The following is a 24788-nucleotide window of genomic DNA, read 5'->3' on the forward strand; positions in this document are numbered from 1 at the left end:
GTCTGCCCGTCGCCCATCACTTCCCCTTCGGCTTGTCACCCACCGCGTCGGTGGAGAGCGCGGCCACGAAGGCCTCCTGCGGGACCTCGACGCGGCCGATGGTCTTCATCCGCTTCTTGCCCTCTTTCTGCTTCTCGAGCAGTTTGCGCTTACGGCTGATGTCGCCGCCGTAGCACTTCGCGAGCACATCCTTGCGGATGGCTCGGATGTTCTCGCGCGCAATGATCTTCGAGCCGACGGCGGCCTGCACCGGAACCTCGAACTGCTGGCGCGGGATGAGCTCCTTGAGCTTGATCGCCATCCGGTTGCCGTAGGCATAGGCGGCGTCCTTGTGGACGATCGCACTGAACGCGTCGACGGCCTCGCCCTGGAGCAGGATGTCGACCTTCACCAGATCGGCTTCCTGCTCGCCCGCCTCCTCGTAGTCGAGGCTGGCATAGCCACGCGTCCGCGACTTCAAGGCGTCGAAGAAGTCGAAGATGATCTCGGCCATGGGCAGCGTGTACCGCAGTTCCACGCGCGTCTCCGACAGGTAGTCCATCCCGCCGAGCTCACCTCGACGCGACTGACACAGCTCCATGATCGCGCCGATGAACTCGCTCGGCGCGATCACGGTGGTCTTGACGATGGGTTCGTAGATGTGCCGGGTCTTGCCTTCCGGCCAGTCCGACGGGTTGGTCACCACATGCTCCGAACCGTCTTCCATGACCACCCGGTAGACGACGTTTGGGGCCGTCGAGATCAGGTCGAGGTTGAATTCGCGCTCGAGACGCTCGCGGGTGATCTCCATGTGCAGCAGACCGAGGAAGCCGCAGCGGAAGCCGAACCCAAGCGCGACCGAGGTCTCCGGCTCGAAGGTCAGTGCGGCGTCGTTGAGCTGCAACTTCTCGAGCGCCTCGCGCAACACCGGGTAGTCGGACCCGTCGAGCGGGTACAGCCCCGAATAGACCATCGGTCGCGGCTCGCGGTACCCCGTCAGCGCCTGCTCGGCACCCCGGCGGGCGGTGGTGACGGTGTCACCGACCTTCGACTGGCGAACGTCCTTCACACCCGTGATCAGGTAACCGACCTCGCCGACACCCAGCCCCGTGGTCGGCTTCGGTTCCGGGGACACGATGCCCACCTCCAGCAGTTCATGCGTGGTGCCGGTCGACATCATCAGGATCTTCTCCCGCGGCACGATCTTGCCGTCGACGACACGGACGTAGGTGACCACGCCGCGATAGGTGTCGTACACCGAGTCGAAGATCATCGCCCGCGCCGGGGCGTCGGAATCGCCCACCGGAGCCGGCACCTTCCGGATGACCTCGTCGAGCAGCTCGGTGACCCCGACGCCGGTCTTGCCCGACACACGCAGCACGTCTTCCGGCTCGCAACCCACGATGTGCGCGAGTTCGGCCGCGTAGCGCTCGGGGTCGGCCGCGGGCAGGTCGATCTTGTTGAGCACCGGGATGATGGTGAGGTCGTTCTCCATCGCCAGATACAGGTTGGCGAGGGTCTGGGCCTCGATGCCCTGCGCGGCGTCGACGAGCAGGACAGCTCCCTCGCACGCCTCCAGAGCGCGGGACACCTCGTAGGTGAAGTCGACGTGCCCGGGGGTGTCGATGAGGTGCAGGACGTAGTCCTCGTCGCCCTCCGCCGACTTCACCGTCCAGGGCAGACGGACGTTCTGCGCCTTGATGGTGATGCCGCGCTCGCGCTCGATGTCCATTCGATCGAGGTACTGCGCCCGCATCTGCCGCTCTTCGACGACGCCGGTGAGCTGCAGCATCCGGTCTGCCAGCGTCGACTTGCCGTGGTCGATGTGGGCGATGATGCAGAAGTTCCGGATACGTGCCGGATCGGTGAAGGTGGTGTCGGCGAAGTTGGGAATGGGAACTACTCCTCGAACGAGAACTGCGGTAGAAAACGGGCGCGGATACAGGTTGTGGTCCAGTTTCTCATGACCCGCCGACGCACCGCGCCCGGCCACGTTTCCCTTCGAGACGGCCCTCCGCAAGCTCCGGGCCTCCTCAGGGATCGGGGAAGTCCGCGCACACGCGGTGAGGCGCTACGGTGGCAGCCGTGTCCGCGTCCACCGTCACCACCATCGAGACCGACGACGTCGCCGCCGAGGTCCACCGTCCGGGCAGCCCGGCCCGGGCCACGCTCGTCCTCGCGCACGGCGCGGGGGGCAACCGTGACGCCGTGATCCTCCGCGCGCTGGCCGAGGAGCTGTGCGACCGCGGATACGTCGTGGCCCGCATCGACCTGCCGTACCGGCGGCGCCGGCCGAAGGGGCCGCCCAGCCCGTCCACCTCACCGGGCGACCGCGACGGCATCCGCGCCGCGTGCGCGATGTTCCGCGGTGAGTCCGACGGGCCGCTGATCGTCGGCGGGCATTCCTACGGCGGCCGGCAGGCCTCGATGGCCGTGGCCGAGGACGGGGCCGACCTGGCCGACGGCCTGCTGCTGACGTCGTATCCGCTGCATCCGCCGGGAAAACCCGACCGGCTGCGCACCGAGCACTTGCCGTCGATCACGGTCCCCACCCTCGTGGTCCACGGCAGTACCGACCCGTTCGGCACCACCGACGAGATGAGCCGCGCGGTCGGCCTCATCGATGCGCCGACGCACATCGTCGAACTGGAGAAGGTCGGGCACGACCTCAATCCGAAGAAGAAGCCGACCGCCGCCCTCACCGCCGACGCGGTCCGGGATTTCCTGATGCCCCTGTTCCCGTCAGACCGAGGAGATGCGTAAGTGACGATCCGCGACGCCCGGCCCGACCTCCGGCCGACCACCGATCTCGCCCGCACCATCAGCTACTCCCCCGACCTCGACGGGGACGCCGATCCCGGCGAGATCGTGTGGACCTGGGTTGCCTACGAAGACGACCCGAGCCAGGGGAAGGACCGGCCGGTGCTGGTCGTCGGCCGCGACGCCCGCGCCGGACGACCCGACTCCGTGCTCGGTCTCATGCTGTCGAGCAAGGACCACCGATCCGACGGCAACTGGCTTCCCGTCGGATCGGGAGCGTGGGATCCTCAGGGCCGGCCGAGCTTCGTGCGGCTCGACCGGGTACTCGTCGTCGACGACGACGGAATCCGCCGGGAGGGCGCGATCCTCGGTCGTCCGATGTTCGACGCCGTCGCGAACGAACTGCGCGAACACCACGGCTGGCGCTGACCGGCGTGAATCCTCAGGCGAGCCTGGTGATCTCGACGATGACGTCGAGGTCGGTGGCACCCCCGCCGGTGTAGATCCCTTTCAGCGGCGACACGTCGGCGTAGTCACGGCCCACCCCGACCGACACATGCTGTTCGGTGATCGGCGTGTCGTTGGTGGGGTCGTAACCCCACCAGCCACCCGTCCACGCCTCGATCCAGGCGTGGCTCTGCCCCTGCACCGTCTTGTCGATCTCGGCGTCGGGTTCGGGATGGAGATAACCGGATACGTACCGAGCAGGGATGCCGAGACCACGGAGCATCAGCAGGGTCAGGTGCGCATAGTCCTGACACACGCCCTTACGATCGGTCCACGCATCGACGGCCGTGGTGTGCACCCCGGTGGTCCCCGGCACGTACTCCATCTCGGTGTGGACGAACCGGCTCACTTCTTCGACCGCCTCCTGCGGCGTCAGGCCCTTGGTCACTCTCTTGGCTGTCGACAACAACTGCCTGTTTCTCGCCACGAATTCTGTGTACGAGAGCATTTCGTCGTACCGGTCTTTCACGGCGTCGCCGTTGATGTCATCCCACGACGCCTCGTCGTCCTCGGACGGACGATGTCCGCGTTCGGTCTCGACCACCGACAGACCCGACACCTCGAGCTCGTCATGCGGCGCATGCAGATCGAATGCGGTGACCGCCGTGCCCCAGTAATCGGTGTAGCGGTACGACCTCGTCGCCGGGACCGTCTCGACCCGGTTCACGATGACGTTCTGCCGGGTGTCGCTGCGCGGGGTGAGCCGGGCTTCGTTGTACGACGAGGTGACAGGACTGTGGTAGGCGAAACCGGTGGAATGGACGACACGCAGACGCCAGCTCACAGCTCACTCTCCTCGATGACATTCCCGTCGCTCACCCGGGCGTCCGCCCACGAGACATAGGGCGACACATGGAAATACTGTTTCGTCACGGCTTCGTTGACCGCGCGGCAGGTGTCCTGCAGGTCGACGAGCCGGTCCTGCAGATCGTCGAGCAACTTGCCGGGCTCGAGGAACTCCAGTGAACTGCGCGCGCGGCCCAGGAGCAACTGGGCCTCCGCCTGCGCACCGACACGGCTGGGCCCCTTCTCGAGCTGACCCAGATTGTGTTCGGCGACGCTGAGGGCATGGAAGATCGACCGCGGGAACAACCGGTCGAGAAGCATGAACTCGACGATGTTCTCTGCATCCAGCACCCCTCGGTATGTCCGTAGGAACGTGTCGTGCCCGCCCGCACTCACGAGCACGTTGACCCACGCCGGCGACGACGTCCGATCCCCGGCGCGCGACAGCAACATCCGGATCGTCATGTCGACCCGCTCCACCGACCGGCCCAGCAACAGATACCGGTAACCGTCGTCATGGCTGAGGGTGGCGTCGGCCAACCCGGCGAACATCGCCGCCCGGTTCTTCACATACGACAGGAACTCGTGGGGACCGAGACGACGCGAACGACGTTCGGCGGCGTCGAGCCCGTTGTAGGTGGTGTTCAAGCACTCCCACAACTCGCTGGAGGTGACTTCGCGTGCGCCGCGGGCGTTCTCACGCGCCGCGCGGATCAGGTCGACGATCGATCCCACCGCGTCGGCGTCGTAGGCGACGCGTTCGGTGAGCGACCAGACGTCGAGTTCCTCGTCGTCCTCCGGCGCGGTGAGCCCGAGCACCTGGATGATCAGCCGCGCCTGCCGGTCGACGTCGACCGTGGTGTCCTCGAGGATCTGATGGATCGCGACGTCGAGAATCCGCGCCATGTCGTCGGCGCGCTCGACGTATCTGCCGATCCAGTACAGCGACTCGGCGTTCCGCGCCAGCATCATCGGACATCACCGTCCTCGCGCTGCGTCATCGAGCCGGACTGGGACATCGAGGCAGACTGGGACATCGGGGTCAGCTGCTGCGTCATGCCGCCCATGTGCTGTGTCATGGCGCCCTGCTGTTGCTGCTGGGTCTGCGTGTGGACCGGATCGGGAGCGCTCTCGGCGGGCCGGGCGGCGGCGACCCCGCTCGTCGTGACGACCTTGGCGCCCGACAGTTCGCGGTCTCCCTCGGAGGTGCGCGAGGCCAGCACCCAGGTGTCCTTGGAACCGCCACCCTGGCTCGAGTTCACGACGAGCGATCCCTCCGGCAGCGCGACCCGGGTGAGCCCCCCGGGCAGGACCCACACGGACTCACCGTCGTTGACGGCGAACGGACGGAGGTCGACGTGACGCGGGCGAATGTCGTCGCCGATCTTGGTCGGCACCGTCGACAGCTGCACGACCGGCTGGGCGATCCATCCGCGCGGATCGTTGCGGACCTTGCGTGCCAGCGCATCCAGTTCCGCCCCGCTGGCGTCGGGCCCGAAGACGATGCCGTAACCACCCGATCCCTCAACGGGTTTGACGACGAGCTCGTCGATGCGGTCGAGCACCTCCTCGCACTCGTCGGGCAGCCAGCACCGCAGCGTGTCCACGTTCTGCAGGCTCGGCTTCTCCCCGAGGTAGTACTGGATGATCTCGGGGACATAGGTGTAGATCAGCTTGTCGTCGCCGACGCCGTTGCCGACGGCGCTGGAGATCACGACGTTGCCCGCGCGGGCCGCGTTGAGCAGACCGGCCACGCCCAGCATCGAATCCGGACGGAACTGCATGGGATCGAGGTAGTCGTCGTCGATGCGCCGGTAGATGACGTCGACCCGCTGCTCACCTTCGGTCGTGCGCATGTACACGACGTTGTCGCGGCAGAAGAGGTCCCGGCCCTCCACCAGTTCGACGCCCATCAGCCGCGCCAGGAGCGAGTGCTCGAAGTAGGCGGAGTTCGCCACGCCCGGGGTGAGCACGACGATGTTCGGGTCGGCCTCGTTGAACGCCGCCGACGCGCGCAGTGCGCGGAGCAGATGACTCGGATAGTCGGCGACCGCACGCACCTTGTGTTTGGAGAACAGGTCCGGGAACACACGCGCCATTGCCCGCCGGTTCTCGAGTACGTAGGACACACCCGACGGCGACCGCAGGTTGTCCTCGAGGACCCGGAAGTCACCGTTCTCGTCGCGGATCAGGTCGATACCCGCGACGTGGATGCGAACACCGTTGGGCGGCCGGATGTTTGCGGCCTGCCGGTGGAAGTGCTCGCAGGAGTGGACGAGTCGCTTGGGCAACACCCCGTCACGCAGGATCTCCTGCTCGCCGTAGATGTCGTCCAGGAACAGTTCGAGGGCCTGCACCCGCTGGGTGATGCCGGCCTCGAGCTTGTTCCACTCGGCCGCCGAGATCACCCGTGGCACAACGTCCAACGGGAACGGACGTTCCTTGCCGGAGAGCGAGAAGGTCACGCCCTGGTCGAGGTAGGCACGTCCGAGGGCTTCCACACGGGCCTCGACCAGGTCGGACTGATCCTCGTCGGCCATCGCCTTGTAGATGCCGCGGTACGGCGTGCGCACCTCGCCGGCGGCGTCGAACATCTCGTCATATGCCTTGCCGTACGGGCCTTTTGCGTATCCGCCGAAGTTGCCGGTGAAATTGTCCACGGTCGTCGACTTCGCCGATTTGCCACCCGAACCAGCGCCCTTCGCCGCGCCGTTACGTCCGGATGCAGCACGGCCTGATGAGTTCGAAGACGCCGACTTCGCGGCTGCGGACTTACGCGCAGCCTTCTTGGTAGGCGCACTTGTCGATGCGGGGGTCATAAACTGCCATGGTGCTACAGAATGTCGAAATCGGCACGACGTCGCCCGGCCGTGTCATCGACGAGGCCCCGAACGTCGCGCGGAGGTCGCCGGTCAGGACGATCGGCGCGCGGCGATCACCCGCCGTTTGACTTTCCTGAGTACGTTCGCCGCGCGGGTCCGCGCACGAGGACCCACCTTGGGCAGTGGCGCCGCGAGCACCATCGCCGCGATCGTGTCGAGTGCGACGTCGAGCACCTCGCCGTCCGACGGCGACGGTACGTCCGTGGCGTCGTGTTCTGCCGACACCACCAGGTCGGCGAGGTCGCCGGCGACGTCGTAGCCGGCCTCACGAACCGCCGCGACCATCCGCCGGGACTCCCCCGCCGCCCATTCCCGACTCTTGTCCGAGAGTCCCTGCGGAGGACCGGACGGCGCCTCGAACAGGATCTCGCCGATCAGCTGACCCTTGATGATCCGCTCGTACCGGCGCCATTCGATGACCTCGGGCTGCAGCCGGCGGTTGAGGCCACGCAGGAACTCCGCCTGCGGCGCGGACAGGGAACTGTTCAGGCTGGGGACGGGAATGCGCAGCGGCGTCGGGTCGATGCCCATCACCCCCAGGAACCGGTCCCACAAGGTGCCACCCGGCGCGGCCCCACGCCCCGGCACGGTGACCACGTGCACACGCTCGGGGCCGACGAATCGAGACCAGCGCTCGAGGATGCCGATGTAGTCCTGGAACTCCCAGAACGGCTCCTCGTCCGAGGCATCCGCCGTGACGGGTCCGCCGTTGCGGCGCCCCTCGGACGCGAACGCCACCGAATCGACGAACTCGTCGAACGAGGCCCGGCGCTGGTTCTTGACATTCTCCTGCCACACGGAGGGCAGCTGACGGCCCAGGTCGCGGACGGTCGCGATCACGTGGACCTCGTCGGCGAAGGACAGATCGGTCATCAGCCGTTCGATCTGGTCGACCGTCGCGGTGCTGTACAGCTCATGGGAGAGCAGGGAGATCTGCGGCCAGGCGCGGATCTGACCGAGCAGCTTCGGCCAGGTGCCGGCGAAGGCGGGATCGACCCAGTCGAGGTATCGCTCGGGCTGCAGGTGCACCGCGGCGTGGAAGTGATCGGAGATCACATTTCCCGGGTACAGCAGTCCGGACGACTGCAACGCCAGGTCGCGGTTTCGCCAGAGGCGATCCTGCAGATGGGTGGTCCCGGTCTTGGGGAGGCCGATGTGCACATAAACGACGGACATGATGAGTCCACTGTAGACTTTCGTTCACGATGATTCTTATCGTGCGGCGCGAGCACGGAGCGTGTCCGCGGCGTGGATTTTGGCGGGCTGACCCCGACTGGTAATGTTGTGCGCTGTTGCGGTGACGCCGTGGAGATGCTTCACGCGCCGACGCCGCCCGGTGCGAGTTCGACCTCCCAGGCCGACCGCCCGACCCGAACAGACAGACGTATCCACCAGCAACGACAGAGGTAACACGCGTGGCAAACATCAAGTCTCAGATCAAGCGCAATCGCACCAACGAAGCGAACCGCCAGCGCAACCAGTCGGTGAAGTCGGCCCTTCGTACCGCGATCCGCAGCTTCCGTGAGGCTGTCGACTCCGGCGACAAGGCGAAGGCTGCCGAGCTCGGGCAGACCGCCAGCCGCAAGCTCGACAAGGCTGCCAGCAAGGGCGTCATCCACGCCAACCAGGCCGCCAACAAGAAGTCGGCCATCGCCCTCGCGGTCAACAAGCTCTGATCTGGCACCGACCCCGGTCGGCCCGGCGGGTTGACCCGTCGCCATTCCTTCATATCTCCGCTCACCCCGGCAGCGTCCACGCAGCTGCCGGGGTGAGCGGCGTTCTGTCAGGTGGGTCAGCTGCGTCGACGCCCGTCGGGCCTGAGCTCGGCGACGGTCGCGACCGCATGGGTGAGGCTGTAGTCGGGGTCGGCGGCCTGCCCCTTCACATCGGCGTTGAGCGCGGCCACCACGCCGATCGCGCGCGCGATCGACTCCGAATCCCACGCCTTGGCCTTCGCCTGCACGTTCTTGACCCGGTTGGGCGGCATGCCGAGCTCTCGGGCCGCATCGAAGTGGTTGATCGACCCCATCGGCCGGATGCGTGCGATCGCATGCACGGCCTCGGCGAGGGCGTCGGCCAGCAGCACCCGTGGCACTCCGTGGTGCAGGGCCCAGGCCAGGGACTCCAGCGCGCCCGCGCGGTCGCCCGTCACCGCACGGTCGGCCACTTCGAAACCGGTCACCTCGGGACGACCCTGGTAGTACAACCGCACGGCGTCGCGGTCGACCTTGCCACCCGTGTCGGCCACGAGCTGCGCGCACGCGGCGGCCAGCTCGCGCAGTTCTGATCCCACGCCTTCGACGACCTGCTCGACGACGTCGGCGCCGACCTTCACGCCCAGTGACCGGAATTCGTTGCGCACGAATGTCATCCGCTCCGACGGCCACTTCGGGGCCGTGGTCTCGTGTTCGACGGCACCGGCCTTCTTGAGTGCGGGGACCATCGACTTGGCCCGCCCTCCGCCGTGGTGCACGACCATCAGGGTGATGCCCTCGGGCAGTGACGACGCCGTCGCGACGATCAGCCCGGCCGGCTCCTTGCCCGCCTCGGCGGCGGCCTCGACGACGACGATCCGCTCCTCGGCGAACAAGGACGGACTGAGCAGTTCGGCGAGTTCGTGTTCGCTCACATCGCCGGCGCGCACCCGGGTCACCGGCACGGGGGTTCCCGCAGCCTTCGTCGCGGCGTCGACCACCGCCGAGATCACCCGGCCGGTGAGGAAGTCGTCGTCTCCGAGCAGCAGGTGCAGGCGATCGGTCACGGCGACAATGGTGCCAGACGAACCCGACACGATCGCCGGACCGCCACCAGGTCGGCCGAATACGACAAAGTGGACAACGCCTGTGGCCGAATGAATCGGGGTGATCGCGGCTCGTTACGGTGAGCTTCTGCCAGAGGTCCACCGACATTTCAGGGAGTCGCCCGCGTGACTGTGGAGCATCCCGGCACCGACACGGGTGCCGACACCGACGAGGGATACCAGCGCGGCCTCACCGCCCGCACCGTGCAGATGATCGCCATCGGCGGCGCGATCGGCACGGGACTGTTCTACGGCGCGGGTGGTGCGATCGAGAAGGCGGGACCCGCACTCATCCTGGCGTACGCGCTCGCCGGGCTCGCGATCTTCATCGTGATGCGCGCCCTCGGCGAACTGCTCATCTACCGGCCCGTCTCCGGGGGCATCAGCGAGTACGCCGACGAGTTCCTCGGCCGCTTCGCCGGTTTCAGCCAGGGCTGGACCTACTGGGCCGTGTGGACGACGACGTGCATGGCCGAGATCACCGTGGCGGGCAAGTACATCAACTACTGGTGGCCGTCGGTTCCGGTCTGGGTCACCGCCCTCATCGCGCTCATCGTGCTGTTCGGCGCGAATCTGATCTCGGTCGGGGTGTTCGGTCGCGCGGAGTTCTGGTTCTCCGCCATCAAGGTCACCGCCATCCTCGGCATGATCATCGTCGGCATCGGCGTGCTGCTCCCGATCGCCGGACTCGGACCCGAGACCGGGCCGTCGGTGACGAACCTCTGGAACGACGGCGGCTTCTTCGCGACCGGGTTCAGCAACGCCCTGCTGAGCCTGCAGATCGTGATGTTCGCCTATGTCGGTGTCGAGCTCGTCGGCGTGACCGCGGGCGAAGCGCAGAACCCGCGCGTCACGCTGCGCAAGGCGATCAACACCGTGCCGTTCCGCATCGGCATCTTCTACGTCGGCTCACTGATCGTGATTCTCTCGGTCCGCAGCTGGAAGGACTTCCAGGAAGGCGAGAGCCCCTTCGTCTCGGTGTTCTCCTACATCGGCATCCCCGGCGCGGCCGGCATCGTCAACTTCATCCTGCTGACCGCCGCCCTGTCGTCGTGCAACTCCGGCATCTACTCCACCGGTCGCATGCTGCGCTCCCTCGCCCACACCGGCGACGCCCCGCGCCAGCTGACCTGGCTCTCGAGCCGCAAGGTCCCGGCCGCGGGCATCACCCTGAGCGCCGCGGTCATGGCGATCGGCGTCGTGGTGAACGTCATCGACCCCGAGCACGCCTTCGCCTACATCACCGCGGTGTCGACGGTGGGCATCATCGTCATCTGGTCGACGATCCTGCTGTGCCAGATGGCCTACCGCCGCAAGGTCGCGCGCGGCGAACTGCCTCGCTCGGACTACCGGGTGCCCGGCGCCCCGGTCACCACGTGGCTCGCACTCGGCTTCCTCGCGCTCGTGTTCGTCCTGCTGTTCTTCGACCGCGACGGCCGGATCGCGCTCGTCGTCGGGGCGGTCTGGTTCACCGCCGTCGGCATCGGCTACCTGGTGTGGAACCGTACCGCGGGCGAATTGGCCGACCGCGAGGTCTGACCGCCGAGGTCGGCCGGCGAATCCGACGCCCTCACCCGAACGGCGACCACACGTCCACACTCGCCCAGCTCACCCCGCCGAGGGTGCGCGCGCAGGCGACCATCCACCACAGCTCGGGCGCGAGGGCGCGCACCAGCAATTCGCCCACGAGCGCCCCGGGCCCGTCGGGCGGCCCGATCGCACCGATGAGTGCGGCGAGGGTGCCGATCACACTGATCACGGCGACGACGGGCGCGACGAGGAGGTTTGCGACGATCCCCACCACCGAGAACGTTCCGGTCACCACGACGACGATCGGCGCCGTCACCACCTGGGCGGTGACCGCCATCGCGATCACCTCGGCCACGCCGGGCGGACATCGCCACTCGCGTAGCCGATCCCGGAGTCTCGGCGCCCACACCACGATGGCTCCGGTCGCGGCGACCGACAGCGCGAACCCCGGCTGCAGTGCCAGTTCGGGCCACCACAGCAGGCCGCCGACGACCGCTGCACCCAACGCCGGAACAGCCTGCGCTCGACGAGAGGCGAACAGCGCCAGCACCCCGACGGCGCCCATCAGGGCGGCACGCAGCACACTCGGCGACGGGCGGACGAGCACGACGAACCCCACGATCACGACCAGTCCGACGATCGCGGCCGCCCGCGGCGGGACACCCACACTGCGTACCACCAGAAGTGCTGCGCCGCACACGATCGCGAAGTTGCTGCCGCTCACCGCGGTGAGGTGACTGAGTCCCGCGTCGCGGAAGTCGTCGCGTAGGCCGTCGTCGAGGGAGCTCTCGTCGCCGAGTACGAGCCCGGGCAGGAGTCCGGCCGCATCCGCGTCGAGTCCTCGTGCGGCCAGCGTCTGCAGCCGCTCTCGGATCGCACCGGCCACCTCCTGGTGGCCGGGCGGTGGTCCGACCGGCCGGGGCCGCTGTGCCGTCACCGTCGCCACGAGAAGTGAGTGTGCGGGCGGCGGTCGTACCCGTACGATCGTCACCACCCGCTGGCCGGGCAACAGTCCCGACCACTCCTGCACATCACCCATCAGATCGGCAGCAGCCGGTCGAACTCGTTGCGATCCGATCTGTTCCACCCCCACCCGGACGCGCACCCGCCCTGCGGACGGTTGTCCGACGATCGTCGGGTCGCCGCGCACGGTCAGCACGACCGTCGCCTTGCCCGTCGTCGCCGCCAGCGGATGTTCGGTGCGGGCCTCCTGCCGAAGGGCCAGCGAGGTCGCGCACACCGCCGCGAGTCCGGCGACCACGACAACCAGACCGACCGTGTCCCAACCGATCCGACCGGTGAGGCAGGCCACCGTGCCGGCGAGCGCGACCGCGCCCGAGCAGATCGCCAGCGCGAGCGTGTACGCCGTCGGCACCGCGAGCCCGAGCGCCGTCACCGACCACACCGCCGCCGCAGGCACGAGCAGGCGGAAGTCCACCCCTCACACCGTCACGAGGTCGCGCAGTCTGGCCAGACGTGCCGGACCGATCCCCTCGACCTCGGCGAGCTGGTCCACGGAAGTGAAGCGTCCGTTCCGTTCCCGCCACGACAGGATGGCCTTCGCGGTGACGGGTCCGACTCCGGGCAGCTCGTCCAGGTCCGCCTCGGTGGCGGTGTTGAGGTTCACGAGTCCACCGGTGTCCGGCGTACTTCCCGCACCGCCGGCGGGAGCACCGGCACCGGTCGGGTTCTCACCGGCCGGCGGGGATGGCGCGCCGGCAGCCCCGACGACGGCACTGCGCAACGACATCTGTCCTTCGCCGCCCGCATAGCCGACGAGGATCTGATCGCCGTCCCGGAGCACCTGCGCGAGATTCAGGGACAGCAGGTCGGCATTCTTGCGCACCCCACCCGCCCGGTCGATCGCCTCGGCGACCCGCGCCCCCGGCGCCAGGCGTACCAGCCCCGGCTTGTGGACCAGCCCGACGACACTGACGACCATCTGCGCCGGAGTCGGCTCGGCCGGCGTCGCAGGCGGCGACGAATCCGGCACCTGCGACGTGCCGGCCACCGCACCGAAATCCACCACGGGCGCCGACTCCGAACCACGGAAGAGCCCGAACGCCGCCACCGCACAGACGACGACACCGACCGCGATCAGTGCGAGAGCGGCCGGCGGTGCGACCGCGAAGCGCCGTCGAGGGAAGGGATCGTCGTCGGCGTCGTCATCGTCCTCGGTGTCGACGTCGTCAGGGTCCGTTCGCCGACGCGGCGATCGCGCCGGCGGGGTGTCGAGCCAGGTCGGCATTCCGCCGATCCCCCACCCGGGGTGCTCGGGCTCCCCGACCGGTCCGGCCGGGTCATCGGTCTCCGATGCGCGTGCCGGGGAATCAGGATCGATCCCTGCCGCGCCGTTCCGGCGGCCCGGCAGCTCCCCCACCGGCGCCAGCCGGTCCAGCGGATTCCGCCGTCCTGATGCGCTCATGACGCCACACGGTAGGTCCCGTCACCACCACTTCTTCACGTCCGGACGGGCGAACACCGGAATCTGTGGACGGTCACTGAGACCTGTGGATGGTGCCGGACGGGCGGGCCTGCCCGTTCTCAGTGCTCCTCGAGACCCTCGATCGGGTCGAGGTGCGCGGCGATGACGACGCCCACCGCACCGGGGCCGACGTGGGTGCCGAGGATGGGTCCGAGGTCGACGATCAGTTCGGAGGTCACCACCCGCAGCTTGGCGTGGACCGCGGCTCGCAGTTCCTCGGCGACAACGGGGCTCTGGCAGTGCTGGATCCCGACCGTCACCGCGCGGCCACCCGCGGAGTCGACGGCGGCGTCGACCATCTTGTCCAGCGCCTTGGAGAACGTACGATGACGCTCCCTGAGCGTCAGGGTGCCGTCGACCATGTGCAGGATCGGTTTGATCGACAGCGCCGACCCGAACAGCTTGCCCGCGGCACTGATCCGGCCGCTGTTGCGCAGATTGTCGAGTTGCTGCACGCACAGCAGTGAGTCGACCGTCGCGGCCTGCCGGATGGCGGACTCGTACACCCGGTCGCGGTCGGCTCCGCCCGCGGCGGCCTGGGCGGCCGCGACGGCGGTGAAACCGACTGCGAGACCGACAGATCGGGAGTCGACGACACGCACCTGCCCGGAGAACTTCTCCGCGGCCATCCGGGCCGAACTCCACGTTCCCGACAGTCGGCGGGACATGTGGACGGCGACCACCCCGTCGCCCTGACTCGCCTCGAGCGCGGCGTCGAAGTGTTCGGACAGATCGCTGGGGTTCGCCCCGGATGTGGTCACGCCCGGCGTCGACACGATGTCGGTGGGGATGTCGTCGACGCCCTCGCGGTAGTCCTTGTCATCCACCGTGACGTGCAGCGGGACCTGCCGGATCCCGTAATGCTCGGTCACCGACCGCGGCAGTCGGGACGAGGAGTCTGTGACGACGACGACAGGCACGCGTCTACGTTAACGGGTTCACGCGCCGAGCTCACACGGGCGTCGCCGTCGGCCCCTCGACGTCGCGGTCCCTGCTCCCCCGGACCGCGTCGACGACCGGGGAGACCAGCTCGGCGATCCCGCGATGACACGCGAATCCCCAGTGGATCCCGTCCGGGTTCATTTCGACCTCCGGGTCGTCGAACGAGTCCCGGGTGACCGGGTAGAAGTCGACGCACGGCAGCGAATGGCGCGACGCCCACCGGGACATCGCCGCGGTCGTCGGGATCCGGCCGGTGTGGACGTTGCCGTAGTACGGACTGCGGTGGGTGGGCGGCAGGCACACGACGATCGGGAGATCCGGTCGCAACTGGGTGAGCGCCGCCCGGATCTTCTCGAGGTATTCGATCGTGACGCGCGGCGGCAATGCGAGCGGCCACCCGAGGCGCGCGCCCCGCGGCTGGACCCAGGCGTAGGCCTCACGGATCTTCTGCCGCAATCCATTCGGCCGGATATAGCGGATCTGTTCCCGGAACGCCGTGGGCAGTGGCGACGGCAAGGTGTCCATCCCGCCGAACGCGAGCACCACGACATCGGCACGGGGCACGGTGGCCCAGATGTTCGGATCCTGGGTGAGCGCCCACCAGACGTCCCGACTGGTCCAGCCGATCCGGCCGAACAGCCGCACCGGCGAACCGGTCGCGGCCCCCACGAGCGTCGGCCAGATACGGGGGTCGTCGGCGGGCAGGCCGCCCTGCGGGCCGTAGTAGGCCAGCGAGTCGGAGAGGACCAGCACGCACCGGTCCGGCGCGTCGGCGGGCGGACCAGAACCGCCGGCAGTCCCGCTCATCGCAAGACCGGAGTTCACTGCACCGCCGGGTCGGAGTCCTCGGCGGACGCGTTCCACACGTCCAGGCGCCATCGCGGCAGTTCGCCCGGCATACCGTGACCCGACAGCTGCACCCAACTCGTGTTCGCGAGGCCTCCGAAGGCGGGCCAGTTCTCGACCGGCAGTCCGAGGAGTGCCGCCGTCATCGCGGCGATGACGCCGCCGTGGGCCACGAGCACCACCGGAGCCTCCGGATTGTCGCCGACACCCCACTCCGGCAGCTGCTCGATCAACTCGTCGACCAGCGGGGTGGATCGTCGGGCGACGTCGACGCGACTCTCCCCGCCCGGCGGCGTCCATGTCGCGTCGTCACGCCAGATGGCACGGGCCCCCGGCATAGCGGCATCGACGTCCAGATGGGTCAGCCCCTGCCACTCACCCAGATGCGTCTCGCGCAGGCGGGCGTCGGTGGTCACCGGCAACCCGGTGCGCTGCGCCAGCGCTTCGGCAGTGTCACGTGCCCGCCGCAGATCCGACGACCAGATCACCACCGGTTGGCGCTTGGCGAGCTCCACTGCCGCCGAATTGGCCTGCTTCACACCGAGTTCGGACAAATCGGTGTCGAGCTGGCCTTGCATCCGACTCGCCGCGTTGTATTCGGTCTGCCCGTGCCGCAACAGGATCAGGCGTCGGACCACCGGGGTGAGACGTTCGACAGCGGTGTCATGTGAATCCGGACCGCCACTCACGACAGCCCTTCCACCTCGACCACCGGACAGTCCTTCCAGAGGCTCTCCAGCGCGTAGAAGCGCCGCTCGTCGGTGTGCTGGATGTGCACCACGATGTCGGCGTAGTCGAGGAGCGCCCAGCGACCCTCGCGTGTGCCCTCACGCCGCAGCGGCTTGTGACCGGCCTCCCGCAGCTTCTCCTCGACCTCGTCGACGATCGAATTCACCTGGCGCTCGTTGTCCGCCGACGCGATGACGAAGGCGTCGGTGATCACCAACTGCTCCGACACGTCGATCACCGTCACCTCGTGGGCGAGCTTCTCGGCCGCGGCCAGGGCGGCCACCTTGGCCATCTCCAGCGCTTCAGCTGACGCAGTCACACTTGTCCTCTCATTCGCTTACGGCCTGTTCACCCACGGCCCGGCCCGATCGATCGGTACCGTCCGTCGACTCCCCCGGCCGGAACTCTTCGGCCGGGAGCTTCTCGGGGCGGTTGGCCCCCGGCAGAGCGGGGGCGGAAACACCCGGTGACGACGCCCGAGGCGCACGATACAGCTTCCGCTTCGCGATGTACTGGACGACGCCGTCGGGCACGAGGTACCAGACGGGCCGTCCGAGCGACGCGCGCGTCCGGCACTCCGTGGACGAGATCGCCAGAGCCGGGATCTCCAGGAGGTGGAGGGTGTCCTCGGGCATGGCTTCGAGGTGGTGCGCCAGGTGTGTGGCGTCGAGTTCGTAACCCGGCCGGCTGACGCCCACGAACCGGGCGAGCCCGAACAGTTCTTCCCAGTCCTGCCACGACAGGATCGATTCCAGCGCATCGGCACCGGTGATGAAGTAGAGCTGGGCCTCCGGGAGCAGCGCCCGAAGATCGCGGAGGGTGTCCACGGTGTAGGTGTCGCCGTCGCGATCGATGTCGACGCGGCTCACGCTGAACTGCGGATTCGACGCGGTTGCGATGACCGTCATGAGGTAGCGATCCTCCGGCGGACTCACGGTCTCCTGCTCGCCGATCTTCTGCCACGGACGGCCGGTCGGGACGAAGATCACCTCGTCCAGCGAGAACCGGTGGGCGACCTCACTGGCCGCGACGAGGTGCCCGTTGTGGATCGGGTCGAACGTGCCGCCCATCACGCCGATACGGCGCGCACGTGGGCGGTCGGGTGACATGGACGGTCAGTCTACGCGTCGGGCGCTGATCGAAAACGGCGGCGCTGCTCAGATCGGCAGGAGGTCGGCGATGACCGTGCCCAGTTGCGTGGCGTTGCGGCATTCGAACATGTCGATCACATCCGCGTAGTCGGTCGCGACCGAGTCCCCCGTGCCCCAGTGCTGCTTGGCCTCCGGGTTCAGCCAATAGGCGTGGCGGGCACGTTCGACCAGTTCCGCCAGGGCGGCTGCGTGGGGGTCGTGGTAGTTGTTCCGGCCGTCACCGAGGATCAGCAACGCACCCCGGTGGGTCAGCGAGTCGCCGTAGTCGGCGACGAACCCGGCCAGCATGTTGCCGTAGTCGGAGTGACCGTCGCGGGTCGAGATCCGCGCGGTGGAGATCATGTGGTGCATTGCCGCGCCGAAGTCCTCCTCGCCGTGGTCGAAGTAGTCCGTCACCTCGTCGACGGTGTCGACGAACGCGAACACCCGCACTTTCGAGAACTGCTGTCGCAGTGCGTACACCAGCCGCAACGTGAACTGACTGAACCCGGCGACCGAGCCCGACACGTCGCAGATGATGACGAGTTCCGGACGCCCCGGCCGTGGCTTGCGGTGGCTGAGTTCGATGGGCACGCCTCCGGTGGACATCGACGCGCGCAACGTCTTCCGGACGTCGACCGCGCCTCGATGAGCTCGCCGTCGACGAGTCTCGAGCTTCGCGGCCAGCAATCTGGCCAGCGGTTCGATGGTCTTGCGGATCTCGACCTGTTCCTTGGCACCCGCCGACAGGAAGTTGACGTTCTCCGGCAGGGGCGGCACCGCGTAGGCGCCGACCTTCTCGCGACCGTTGCGGTCGGCCATGCGTCGCTGCGTCTCTCGCTCGATCGCCGCACGCAGATCGCCGGCCTTCTGGCGCGCCGCCCGCCGGTACAGCGGTTCGGTGCCGGCTCGTCCGCCGTCATCACCGCCCGACTCGCCGGCCATGGCCGCCGCGATCTTCGCGATCAGCGTCTGCGGGCTCACCGCGTTGATGGCCTGGTAGGCCGAGAACGCCTCGCCGCGCGTCGATCCGTATCGCCCCAACTCGTCGACGATCATCGCGACGGCCTGATCGAGCCGGCCGTCGCCGGCTGCCGCGTCGTCGGCGAGCATCTCCGCGAGCGCGTCCCGCACCGCGTCGATGTCGAGTCGGCCGTCGGGCGTACGCGGCAGATCCTCGGTGACGGTGCGCATTCCGGCACCGACCGGGAACCACAGGTCGAAGACACGGTCGAACACACCGCGATGAGCATGATCGACGAGCAGCGTCGTCGCCAGGCCCTCCCGCAGCCGTGGACGTTCGAGGAGGTCGAGAACCTCCATCGCACCGGCCGCGTCGATCAGCGCCGACGGCCCGACCACGATTCCGCGTCGGCGTAGTTCATCGACGAAGTCGGTGAGGTGCGCGACGAGCGGAGCCGTCATCAGCCCAGCTTGAGTTCTTTGAGGGCCGTCTTGAGGTCCGGTCGGTGTTTGAGGACCACACCGAGCGTGCGGGCGATGAGCCCGTCGTCGAATCCGCCCCCGCTTCGCGCAGTTGCCTTCTCGCCGGCTCCCAGCGCCAGCAGCGTGTTGGCCCAGTCGATGGTCTCGGCGACCGACGGCTTCTTGCGGATGTCCAAGGTGCGCAGGACACCGACGATCCGCACCAGTTCGGCGCTGAGCGAGTCCGAGAGATTGGGCACCCGCGACGCGAGGATCTCCTTCTCGCGCTCGGCGTCCGGGAAGTCGATGTAGAGGTAGAGACACCGGCGCTTGAGCGCCTCGGACAGTTCGCGGGTCGCGTTCGACGTGAGCAACACAATCGGACGCCGTTGCGCGGCAACGGTTCCCATCTCCGGAATGGTGATGGCGAAGTCGCTGAGGACTTCCAGCAACAGGCCTTCCATGTCGACGTCGGCCTTGTCGACCTCGTCGATGAGGAGCACGGTGGCACCCTCGCGCGAGATCGCCTTCAGCAACGGCCGCGGCAGCAGGAACTCGTCGGAGAAGATGTCGGCCTTGGCCTCATCCCAGGCGCGGTCCCCCGTCGCCTGGATGTGCAGGATCTGCTTGGCGTGATTCCACTCGTAGAGGGCGCGGGCCTCGTCGATGCCCTCGTAGCACTGCAGTCGGATGAGTTCGGCGTCCGTGGCCGCCGCTATGGATCGGGCCAGTTCGGTCTTGCCGACACCCGCGGGCCCCTCGACCAGAAGCGGCTTGCCGAGCCGATCGGCGAGGAAGGTCGACGTCGCGGTGGCGTCGTCGGCGAGATAACCCGTCGCCCGCAAACGCCCGACGACGTCGTCGACACCCTCGAACGAGGGCACGACGGCCGGTCCCGAACCCGTGTACTGAGCAGTCCCCTCGCCCGGGGTGGTGCCGCTCATCAGGCAGGCCGCACGTGGCCGTTGCCCCAGACCACCCATTTGGTCGAGGTCAGTTCCGGCAGACCCATCGGGCCGCGGGCGTGGAGCTTCTGGGTGGAGATGCCGATCTCGGCCCCGAAACCGAACTGCTCGCCGTCGGTGAAAGCCGTGGAGGCGTTCACCATCACCGCCGCGGCGTCCACGCGCCGGGTGAACTCGTCGGCGGCCGACAGGTCGGTGGTGATGATCGCCTCAGTGTGGCCGGTCCCGTAGGTGTCGATGTGGGCGACGGCCGCGTCCAGGTCGTCGACCACCTTCATGGCGATGTCCATCGACAGGTATTCCTTGGACCAGTCGTCCTCGGTTGCCGGCTCCATGCCCGGCTCGTCGCCGTGGATGACCACACCCTGTGTCTGCAGGACCGAGGTGATCCGCGGCAGTGCGTCGGCGGCGACAGACTTGTCGATGAGCACGGTCTCCGCGGTGTTGCAGACGCTGGGCCTGCGGGTCTTGGAGTTGAGGATGACACGCGCCGCGACGTCGAGGTCGGCGAGTGCGTGCACGTAGACGTGGCAGTTGCCGACACCGGTCTCGATCGTCGGCACGGTCGCATTCGACACCACGGCTTCGATGAGCCCGGCGCCACCACGGGGGATGACCACGTCGACGAGTCCGCGCGCCCGGATGAGTGCGGTCACGCTGGACCGGTCGTCGCTGGGCAGCAACGAGACCGCATCGGCGCTGACGCCCTTCGACGAGAGGGTCTCCCGCAGCACGCGGACGAGTTCGGCGTTCGACGACGCAGCGGACGACGAGCCACGCAGCAGGACCGCGTTGCCGGACTTGAAGGAGATCCCGAATGCGTCGACGGTGACGTTGGGCCGCGCTTCGTACACGATGCCCACGACGCCGAGGGGTACACGGAGCTGGCGCAGCTGCAGACCGTTGGGGAGGGTCTTGCCCGCGACCACCTCGCCGATCGGATCGGGGAGCACGGCGACCTGCCGCAGACCGTCGGCGATCCCCGCCACGCGCGACTCGTCGAGCCGCAGACGGTCGAGCAGGCTCGCCTCGGTGCCGGCTTCTTCGGCACGCGCGATGTCTTCGGCGTTGGCGGCGAGGATGGTCTCCGTCGCGGTCTCTACGGCGTCGGCCGCGGCGAGCAGGACCTCGTTCTTGGCGGCTGTCGTCAGACCGCTCAGCGAGCGGGACGCCGACCGGGCCGCTCGGGCGAGTCCGAGAACGACCTTCTCGATGTCGGACTTCTCGCCGGCGGACTTCTCGGAGCCGGGCCCGCCTCCTGCGACGGACTGCTCTGCGGTGGGTGCGCTCATCAACATCCTCGACTTCGCGGTGGTTCCGGGCGGCATCGCCGGAAAGTGCCGTTCTCAAGAGTAGCGCCGGCGGTTCGGAGTACCCAACGAGATGTACCGGTCTCCACCCCCTCAGTTGATTTCTGACCGGTGAAGCGGCCTGCGGGAGGACCCCCGACGTTCTCGGACTGATCTCGGCGCGCATCCCGCCCGTCACCCGCCTACTGTGACGCCGGTACGGATGTCCGACGACGGGAGTATCGCGAAGTGGCGTGGCTTGTCCTGGTGACCGCGGGTCTGGTCGAGATCATCTACATGGCAGCCCTGGAGAAGTCGAACACCTTCACACGCCCGTTGTGGACGGCGGTGTTCGTCGTGGGCGTCGTCATCAGCATGGCCGGTGTCGCCTATGCGATCCGTTCGATCCCGCTCGGCACGGCCTATGCGGTCTGGGTCGGGATCGGCGCGGTCGGCACGGCGATCTACGGCATCCTGTTCCTGCGCGAACCCGCCGGTCTCGCTCGCCTGGGATGTATCTTCCTGATCCTGATCGGGGTCGTCGGACTGAATCTCCTGCACAACACGGCGGGCGCGGAGGCGCACTGACGCTATCCCCCGCACCGCAACGCCTCGGACAAGACGCGACGTGATGGTTCGTCGATCGCCAATCCGTAGGCGGCGGTGACGATCACGAACTGGATCGCGTACTGGCACCAGAAGCCCGTCGCGGGCGGCATCCAGCGCGCCGGTTCCGAGTCGCTCTTGTCCTGATTCGAATGCCCGTCGACAGCAACGAGATTGGCCGGATCGTTCGCGAAGTCCAGTCTCTTGGCGGCTGTCCACGACCACGCACCCATGTCCCAGGCGTAGGACAGCGGGACGATGTGGTCGATCTGTACCGCAGACGCGCCTCGGTCTCGTCGGAAGACGACGAAGTCGCCGGTGTAGGGACTCCGCAGCTCGCCGGCCAGCACCGCCCGCGGGCAACTCGACACCGGGCCGGCGTCGACCTCGCGCAGGTCTCGCGCCAGAACGTCGTTGCGCGTGTCGCATCCGTTGGCACTCCCGGGTACGGACGCGGCGTCGGACCAGGCACTGCCGAACGCGGACCGGTCGTAGTCCTCGCGGTCGGTACGGCTCGCAGAGACCGGTATCGCGGCCAGGGACGCTGCCGCCGCACTCGCCATCGCTCGTATCCTCGGACCGACGTCGGGATCGGCCCGAAAACCGTCGACGCCGACAGCGACCGCCACCGCTGTCACGACGACAGCGACCAGCGCCGCCCACCGGCGCGTCGGCCAGGACGGCGCGTTCCGCGGATTCGAGAGCATCCATCGCACCCGCATGCGCAGGCGCCGCAGTGCCGGCGAACGCAGCCGAAGATCGCGCACCACCATGCATGCTCAGACGCACGCGATGCGCATCCGGTTCCGTCGGGAACGCGGTCGCGCGCAGGTGTCGCAGATCGTGGCGCCCCGCGCAACGGCGCACTACGACTGAGCGCCGGTCGTGTCCGTCAGGACTTGTCGAGGTACGCGATCTTGTGCGGGACGAGGATGCCGTCGACGAGGTCGGCGAGAGGCCGATGCTCGAGCAACGTGATGTCCTCGCTCACAACGTCTTCCGCGAGTTCGCGCGCGTCTTCGATGACCTCGACGTCCTCGAGCAGCGAGAGGAACCGCAACGAGGTGTTCACGCCCGACTGCAGCGACCCGAGCAGATCGCCCTCCCGCCGCTGTTCGAGATCGACTCGTGCGAGTTCGAATCCGTCGTTCGATCCCGCGACGGCACGCAGGCGGTCCATCGACGGAGACGTGTCCCGGGCGTTCGTCATCAGCAGGCACAGTCCGGCATGCCGACCGCGCCCCACGCGACCGCGTAACTGGTGCAGCTGGCTCACGCCGAAGCGATCGGCGTCGACGATGACCATCGTGGTCGCATTGGGTACGTCGACACCCACTTCGATGACGGTCGTCGACACCAGGACGTCGATCTCGCCCCGGCCGAACGCGTCCATGACGGCGTTCTTCTCGTCGGCGGGCAACCGGCCGTGCAAGAGTTCCACCCGCCGGTGTGCGAACGGTCCGGAGACGAGGGCCTCGTACTGCTCGAGCACCGACGTCGTCTTCGGGCCCTTCTCCTCGTCCCCGTCCGGTTCGGGTTCGGGGCCGTCGCCGATGCGCGAACAGACCACGTAGACCTGGCGACCCTCCGCGATCTCCTCATTGGCGCGCGACCAGACCCGGTCGACCCACGAGGCTCTGCTCGTGGGCACCACGGAGGTGGTGATCGGCTGACGGCCGCGCGGTAGTTCCCGGAGTACCGAGGTGTCCAGATCGCCGAAGGCGGTCATGGCGACGGTTCGCGGGATGGGCGTCGCGGTCATCACGAGGAAATGCGGAATGCGTCCGTTGCGCCCCTTGCCGCGCAGGACGTCTCGCTGCTCCACACCGAATCGGTGCTGTTCGTCGATCACGACGAGGCCGAGGTCGAAGAACTCCACCTTGTCCTCGAGGAGCGCATGCGTCCCGATCACGATCCCCGCCTGCCCGGTGACCACGTCGAGCAGCGTCTGGCGCCGGCCCTTGGTCTTCATCGAACCCGTCAGCAGCGCGATTCGCGTCGCACCTTCGGCGGCGGTCAGCTCACCCGCCTCGGCGAGGTCGCCCAGCATCGTCCTCATCGTCCGATGATGCTGAGCGGCAAGAACTTCCGTCGGCGCCAGGATCGCGCACTGAAAACCGTTGTCGACCACCCGGAGCATCGCGAGCAACGACACGAGGGTCTTGCCGGAGCCGACCTCACCCTGCAGCAATCGAGACATCGGCTGTGCGCGGGCGAGATCCTCGGCGAGCTCCTCCCCCACCTCGACCTGACCATCGGTCAGCGTGAACGGGAGTCGGTCACGCAACTTGTCCTCGAGACCGCCGGGGACACGCGGACACGGTGGCGCCGACTCATTCCGTCCCGCCAGCCGACGCTGGGCGAGCACGGTCTGGATGGCCAGTGCCTCGTCGAACTTCAGCCGATGGGACGCGATCTTCACGTCGTCCTCGGACTCGGGCAGGTGGATCTTGCGGATCGCCTCGTCGGTGCTCACAAGTCCCCGCGCCCGTCGTTCGGACTCGGTGAGCGCATCGGGGATCGGCGCACTCTCGCTCAGCACCCGCCGGACCGCACCGAGGATGTCCCAGGTCTGAATGTTCTTGTTGGCCGGGTACATCGGCAGGATGTCCCGGTCGAACATCGTGATCAGCGGATGGTCACCGTGCTCTCCGGTGACCTGCTCCTCGATCGCGTACATCTCGGTCAGCATCTTGGAACCGACGACGTCCTCGATCTCCGGGTCGCCGTCGGGAAGGATCATCCATTCCGGATGGGACAACTGGATCTGGTCGCGGAAGTACTTGACCGCGCCGGCCATCATCACCCGCGCACCGGGACGCAGCAGTCCCTTGATCCGGTACGGGTTGAAGAAGCTGGCCTCGTAGATGTCGTTGTCGTCGGTGATCTTCACCTTGAGGAACGATCCCTTGCGGCTCCTCATCTTGATGAGATCGGACTTGGTGATCCGCCCGACGATCGTCAGCCACTCACCGGGTTCGGGACGTTCGTGGTCGGCCACGTGGCCGCGTCGTATGTATCGGCGCGGCGTGTACCGCAGCAGTTCGCCGACCGTGTGCACTCCCACGTTGGCGAGCTGTTCGGCGGGCTTGACCCCCAGCACGTCGGCCAGCGAATCCGACAGCAT

At 67.9% G+C, this 24788-nt stretch carries 23 protein-coding genes; 5 read left to right on the forward strand and 18 right to left on the reverse strand.

The window, feature by feature from the left end:
* Positions 1 to 16: 16 nt before the first annotated feature.
* Positions 17 to 1924: a translation elongation factor 4 gene (lepA, locus tag AC3B5T_RS23505; RefSeq protein ID WP_269432775.1), complete on the reverse strand. Its 1908-nt coding sequence runs from the start codon at positions 1922 to 1924 to the stop codon at positions 17 to 19.
* Between the two features lie 131 nt (positions 1925 to 2055).
* Here lepA and AC3B5T_RS23510 point away from each other — a divergent pair, with 131 nt between their 5' ends.
* Positions 2056 to 2742, forward strand: coding sequence for an alpha/beta hydrolase family protein (locus AC3B5T_RS23510; protein WP_055475491.1), 687 nt, complete (start codon positions 2056 to 2058; stop codon positions 2740 to 2742).
* Positions 2743 to 3168, forward strand: coding sequence for a type II toxin-antitoxin system PemK/MazF family toxin (locus tag AC3B5T_RS23515; RefSeq protein WP_010841278.1), 426 nt, complete (start codon positions 2743 to 2745; stop codon positions 3166 to 3168).
* Between the two features lie 13 nt (positions 3169 to 3181).
* On the opposite strand, the gene AC3B5T_RS23520 is transcribed toward AC3B5T_RS23515, so the two are convergent.
* The 4 genes from AC3B5T_RS23520 to AC3B5T_RS23535 all read right to left on the reverse strand — a co-directional run bounded on the left by AC3B5T_RS23520 (position 3182) and on the right by AC3B5T_RS23535 (position 8090).
* On the reverse strand, positions 3182 to 4030 hold the full coding sequence (locus AC3B5T_RS23520) for a transglutaminase family protein (RefSeq protein ID WP_010841279.1): 849 nt from the start codon (positions 4028 to 4030) through the stop codon (positions 3182 to 3184).
* Positions 4027 to 5004 (reverse strand): alpha-E domain-containing protein, encoded by a 978-nt coding sequence (locus AC3B5T_RS23525; protein ID WP_014927458.1) that lies wholly within the window; start codon positions 5002 to 5004, stop codon positions 4027 to 4029. The genes AC3B5T_RS23520 and AC3B5T_RS23525 overlap by 4 nt, the downstream gene beginning before the upstream one ends.
* Positions 5001 to 6851 carry a circularly permuted type 2 ATP-grasp protein gene (locus tag AC3B5T_RS23530; protein ID WP_055475492.1) on the reverse strand — a complete coding sequence of 617 codons (1851 nt, stop codon included), beginning with the start codon at positions 6849 to 6851 and terminating at the stop codon, positions 5001 to 5003. Before AC3B5T_RS23530 ends, AC3B5T_RS23525 begins: the two co-directional genes overlap by 4 nt.
* 93 nt (positions 6852 to 6944) lie before the next feature.
* Complete coding sequence (locus AC3B5T_RS23535) at positions 6945 to 8090, reverse strand: hypothetical protein (protein WP_055475493.1); 1146 nt, start codon at positions 8088 to 8090, stop codon at positions 6945 to 6947.
* A gap of 239 nt (positions 8091 to 8329) precedes the next feature.
* Between AC3B5T_RS23535 and rpsT the strand changes: the two genes are divergently transcribed.
* Positions 8330 to 8590, forward strand: a complete 261-nt coding sequence (rpsT, locus tag AC3B5T_RS23540; RefSeq protein ID WP_010841283.1) for a 30S ribosomal protein S20 — start codon at positions 8330 to 8332, stop codon at positions 8588 to 8590.
* A gap of 116 nt (positions 8591 to 8706) precedes the next feature.
* Here rpsT and holA read toward each other — a convergent pair whose 3' ends face one another.
* Positions 8707 to 9675, reverse strand: a complete 969-nt coding sequence (gene holA, locus AC3B5T_RS23545) for a DNA polymerase III subunit delta (protein WP_010841284.1) — start codon at positions 9673 to 9675, stop codon at positions 8707 to 8709.
* Between the two features lie 165 nt (positions 9676 to 9840).
* Here holA and AC3B5T_RS23550 point away from each other — a divergent pair, with 165 nt between their 5' ends.
* The gene (locus tag AC3B5T_RS23550; protein WP_010841285.1) at positions 9841 to 11253 is read left to right on the forward strand and encodes an amino acid permease; all 1413 of its coding nucleotides are present in this window, start codon (positions 9841 to 9843) and stop codon (positions 11251 to 11253) included.
* 31 nt (positions 11254 to 11284) lie between these two features.
* Here AC3B5T_RS23550 and AC3B5T_RS23555 read toward each other — a convergent pair whose 3' ends face one another.
* The 10 genes from AC3B5T_RS23555 to AC3B5T_RS23600 all read right to left on the reverse strand — a co-directional run bounded on the left by AC3B5T_RS23555 (position 11285) and on the right by AC3B5T_RS23600 (position 21058).
* Positions 11285 to 12682 carry a ComEC/Rec2 family competence protein gene (locus AC3B5T_RS23555; RefSeq protein WP_055475494.1) on the reverse strand — a complete coding sequence of 466 codons (1398 nt, stop codon included), beginning with the start codon at positions 12680 to 12682 and terminating at the stop codon, positions 11285 to 11287.
* 3 nt (positions 12683 to 12685) lie between these two features.
* Positions 12686 to 13669, reverse strand: coding sequence for a ComEA family DNA-binding protein (locus AC3B5T_RS23560; protein WP_055475495.1), 984 nt, complete (start codon positions 13667 to 13669; stop codon positions 12686 to 12688).
* A gap of 119 nt (positions 13670 to 13788) precedes the next feature.
* Positions 13789 to 14649 carry a DegV family protein gene (locus AC3B5T_RS23565; protein ID WP_055475496.1) on the reverse strand — a complete coding sequence of 287 codons (861 nt, stop codon included), beginning with the start codon at positions 14647 to 14649 and terminating at the stop codon, positions 13789 to 13791.
* Between the two features lie 31 nt (positions 14650 to 14680).
* A complete protein-coding gene (octT, locus tag AC3B5T_RS23570; protein WP_055475527.1) occupies positions 14681 to 15478 on the reverse strand; it encodes a diglucosylglycerate octanoyltransferase in 798 nt (265 codons plus the stop codon).
* 14 nt (positions 15479 to 15492) lie between these two features.
* Positions 15493 to 16206: a histidine phosphatase family protein gene (locus tag AC3B5T_RS23575; protein ID WP_010841290.1), complete on the reverse strand. Its 714-nt coding sequence runs from the start codon at positions 16204 to 16206 to the stop codon at positions 15493 to 15495.
* Entirely contained in the window at positions 16203 to 16565 is a 363-nt protein-coding gene (gene rsfS, locus AC3B5T_RS23580; RefSeq protein ID WP_010841291.1) for a ribosome silencing factor, read from the reverse strand. Before rsfS ends, AC3B5T_RS23575 begins: the two co-directional genes overlap by 4 nt.
* A 10-nt stretch (positions 16566 to 16575) precedes the next feature.
* Positions 16576 to 17355 carry a nicotinate-nucleotide adenylyltransferase gene (gene nadD, locus AC3B5T_RS23585; RefSeq protein ID WP_010841292.1) on the reverse strand — a complete coding sequence of 260 codons (780 nt, stop codon included), beginning with the start codon at positions 17353 to 17355 and terminating at the stop codon, positions 16576 to 16578.
* A gap of 48 nt (positions 17356 to 17403) precedes the next feature.
* Complete coding sequence (locus tag AC3B5T_RS23590; protein WP_010841293.1) at positions 17404 to 18801, reverse strand: vWA domain-containing protein; 1398 nt, start codon at positions 18799 to 18801, stop codon at positions 17404 to 17406.
* On the reverse strand, positions 18801 to 19745 hold the full coding sequence (locus tag AC3B5T_RS23595; protein ID WP_197282763.1) for an AAA family ATPase: 945 nt from the start codon (positions 19743 to 19745) through the stop codon (positions 18801 to 18803). The genes AC3B5T_RS23590 and AC3B5T_RS23595 overlap by 1 nt, the downstream gene beginning before the upstream one ends.
* The gene (locus tag AC3B5T_RS23600; protein ID WP_055475528.1) at positions 19745 to 21058 is read right to left on the reverse strand and encodes a glutamate-5-semialdehyde dehydrogenase; all 1314 of its coding nucleotides are present in this window, start codon (positions 21056 to 21058) and stop codon (positions 19745 to 19747) included. Before AC3B5T_RS23600 ends, AC3B5T_RS23595 begins: the two co-directional genes overlap by 1 nt.
* 246 nt (positions 21059 to 21304) lie before the next feature.
* Between AC3B5T_RS23600 and AC3B5T_RS23605 the strand changes: the two genes are divergently transcribed.
* Positions 21305 to 21643 carry a DMT family transporter gene (locus AC3B5T_RS23605; protein WP_010841300.1) on the forward strand — a complete coding sequence of 113 codons (339 nt, stop codon included), beginning with the start codon at positions 21305 to 21307 and terminating at the stop codon, positions 21641 to 21643.
* Positions 21644 to 21645: 2 nt separating this feature from the next.
* Here AC3B5T_RS23605 and AC3B5T_RS23610 read toward each other — a convergent pair whose 3' ends face one another.
* Positions 21646 to 22434: an HNH endonuclease family protein gene (locus AC3B5T_RS23610; protein ID WP_055475498.1), complete on the reverse strand. Its 789-nt coding sequence runs from the start codon at positions 22432 to 22434 to the stop codon at positions 21646 to 21648.
* A 119-nt stretch (positions 22435 to 22553) separates the two neighbouring features.
* On the reverse strand, positions 22554 to 24788 hold the full coding sequence (recG, locus tag AC3B5T_RS23615) for an ATP-dependent DNA helicase RecG (RefSeq protein WP_055475529.1): 2235 nt from the start codon (positions 24786 to 24788) through the stop codon (positions 22554 to 22556).

The organism is Gordonia sp. G4 (assembly GCF_057770005.1).

Bases quoted from the DNA above. Each gene is read 5' to 3' on its own strand.
- AC3B5T_RS23610 (WP_055475498.1), bottom strand. From the start codon at position 22,434: ATGGTGGTGCGCGATCTTCGGCTGCGTTCGCCGGCACTGCGGCGCCTG.
- AC3B5T_RS23590 (WP_010841293.1), bottom strand. From the start codon at position 18,801: ATGACGGCTCCGCTCGTCGCGCACCTCACCGACTTCGTCGATGAACTA.
- AC3B5T_RS23560 (WP_055475495.1), bottom strand. From the start codon at position 13,669: ATGAGCGCATCAGGACGGCGGAATCCGCTGGACCGGCTGGCGCCGGTG.
- AC3B5T_RS23525 (WP_014927458.1), bottom strand. From the start codon at position 5,004: ATGATGCTGGCGCGGAACGCCGAGTCGCTGTACTGGATCGGCAGATAC.
- recG (WP_055475529.1), bottom strand. From the start codon at position 24,788: ATGCTGTCGGATTCGCTGGCCGACGTGCTGGGGGTCAAGCCCGCCGAA.
- AC3B5T_RS23595 (WP_197282763.1), bottom strand. From the start codon at position 19,745: ATGAGCGGCACCACCCCGGGCGAGGGGACTGCTCAGTACACGGGTTCG.
- AC3B5T_RS23600 (WP_055475528.1), bottom strand. From the start codon at position 21,058: ATGAGCGCACCCACCGCAGAGCAGTCCGTCGCAGGAGGCGGGCCCGGC.
- AC3B5T_RS23530 (WP_055475492.1), bottom strand. From the start codon at position 6,851: ATGACCCCCGCATCGACAAGTGCGCCTACCAAGAAGGCTGCGCGTAAG.
- AC3B5T_RS23535 (WP_055475493.1), bottom strand. From the start codon at position 8,090: ATGTCCGTCGTTTATGTGCACATCGGCCTCCCCAAGACCGGGACCACC.
- octT (WP_055475527.1), bottom strand. From the start codon at position 15,478: ATGAGCGGGACTGCCGGCGGTTCTGGTCCGCCCGCCGACGCGCCGGAC.
- nadD (WP_010841292.1), bottom strand. From the start codon at position 17,355: ATGTCACCCGACCGCCCACGTGCGCGCCGTATCGGCGTGATGGGCGGC.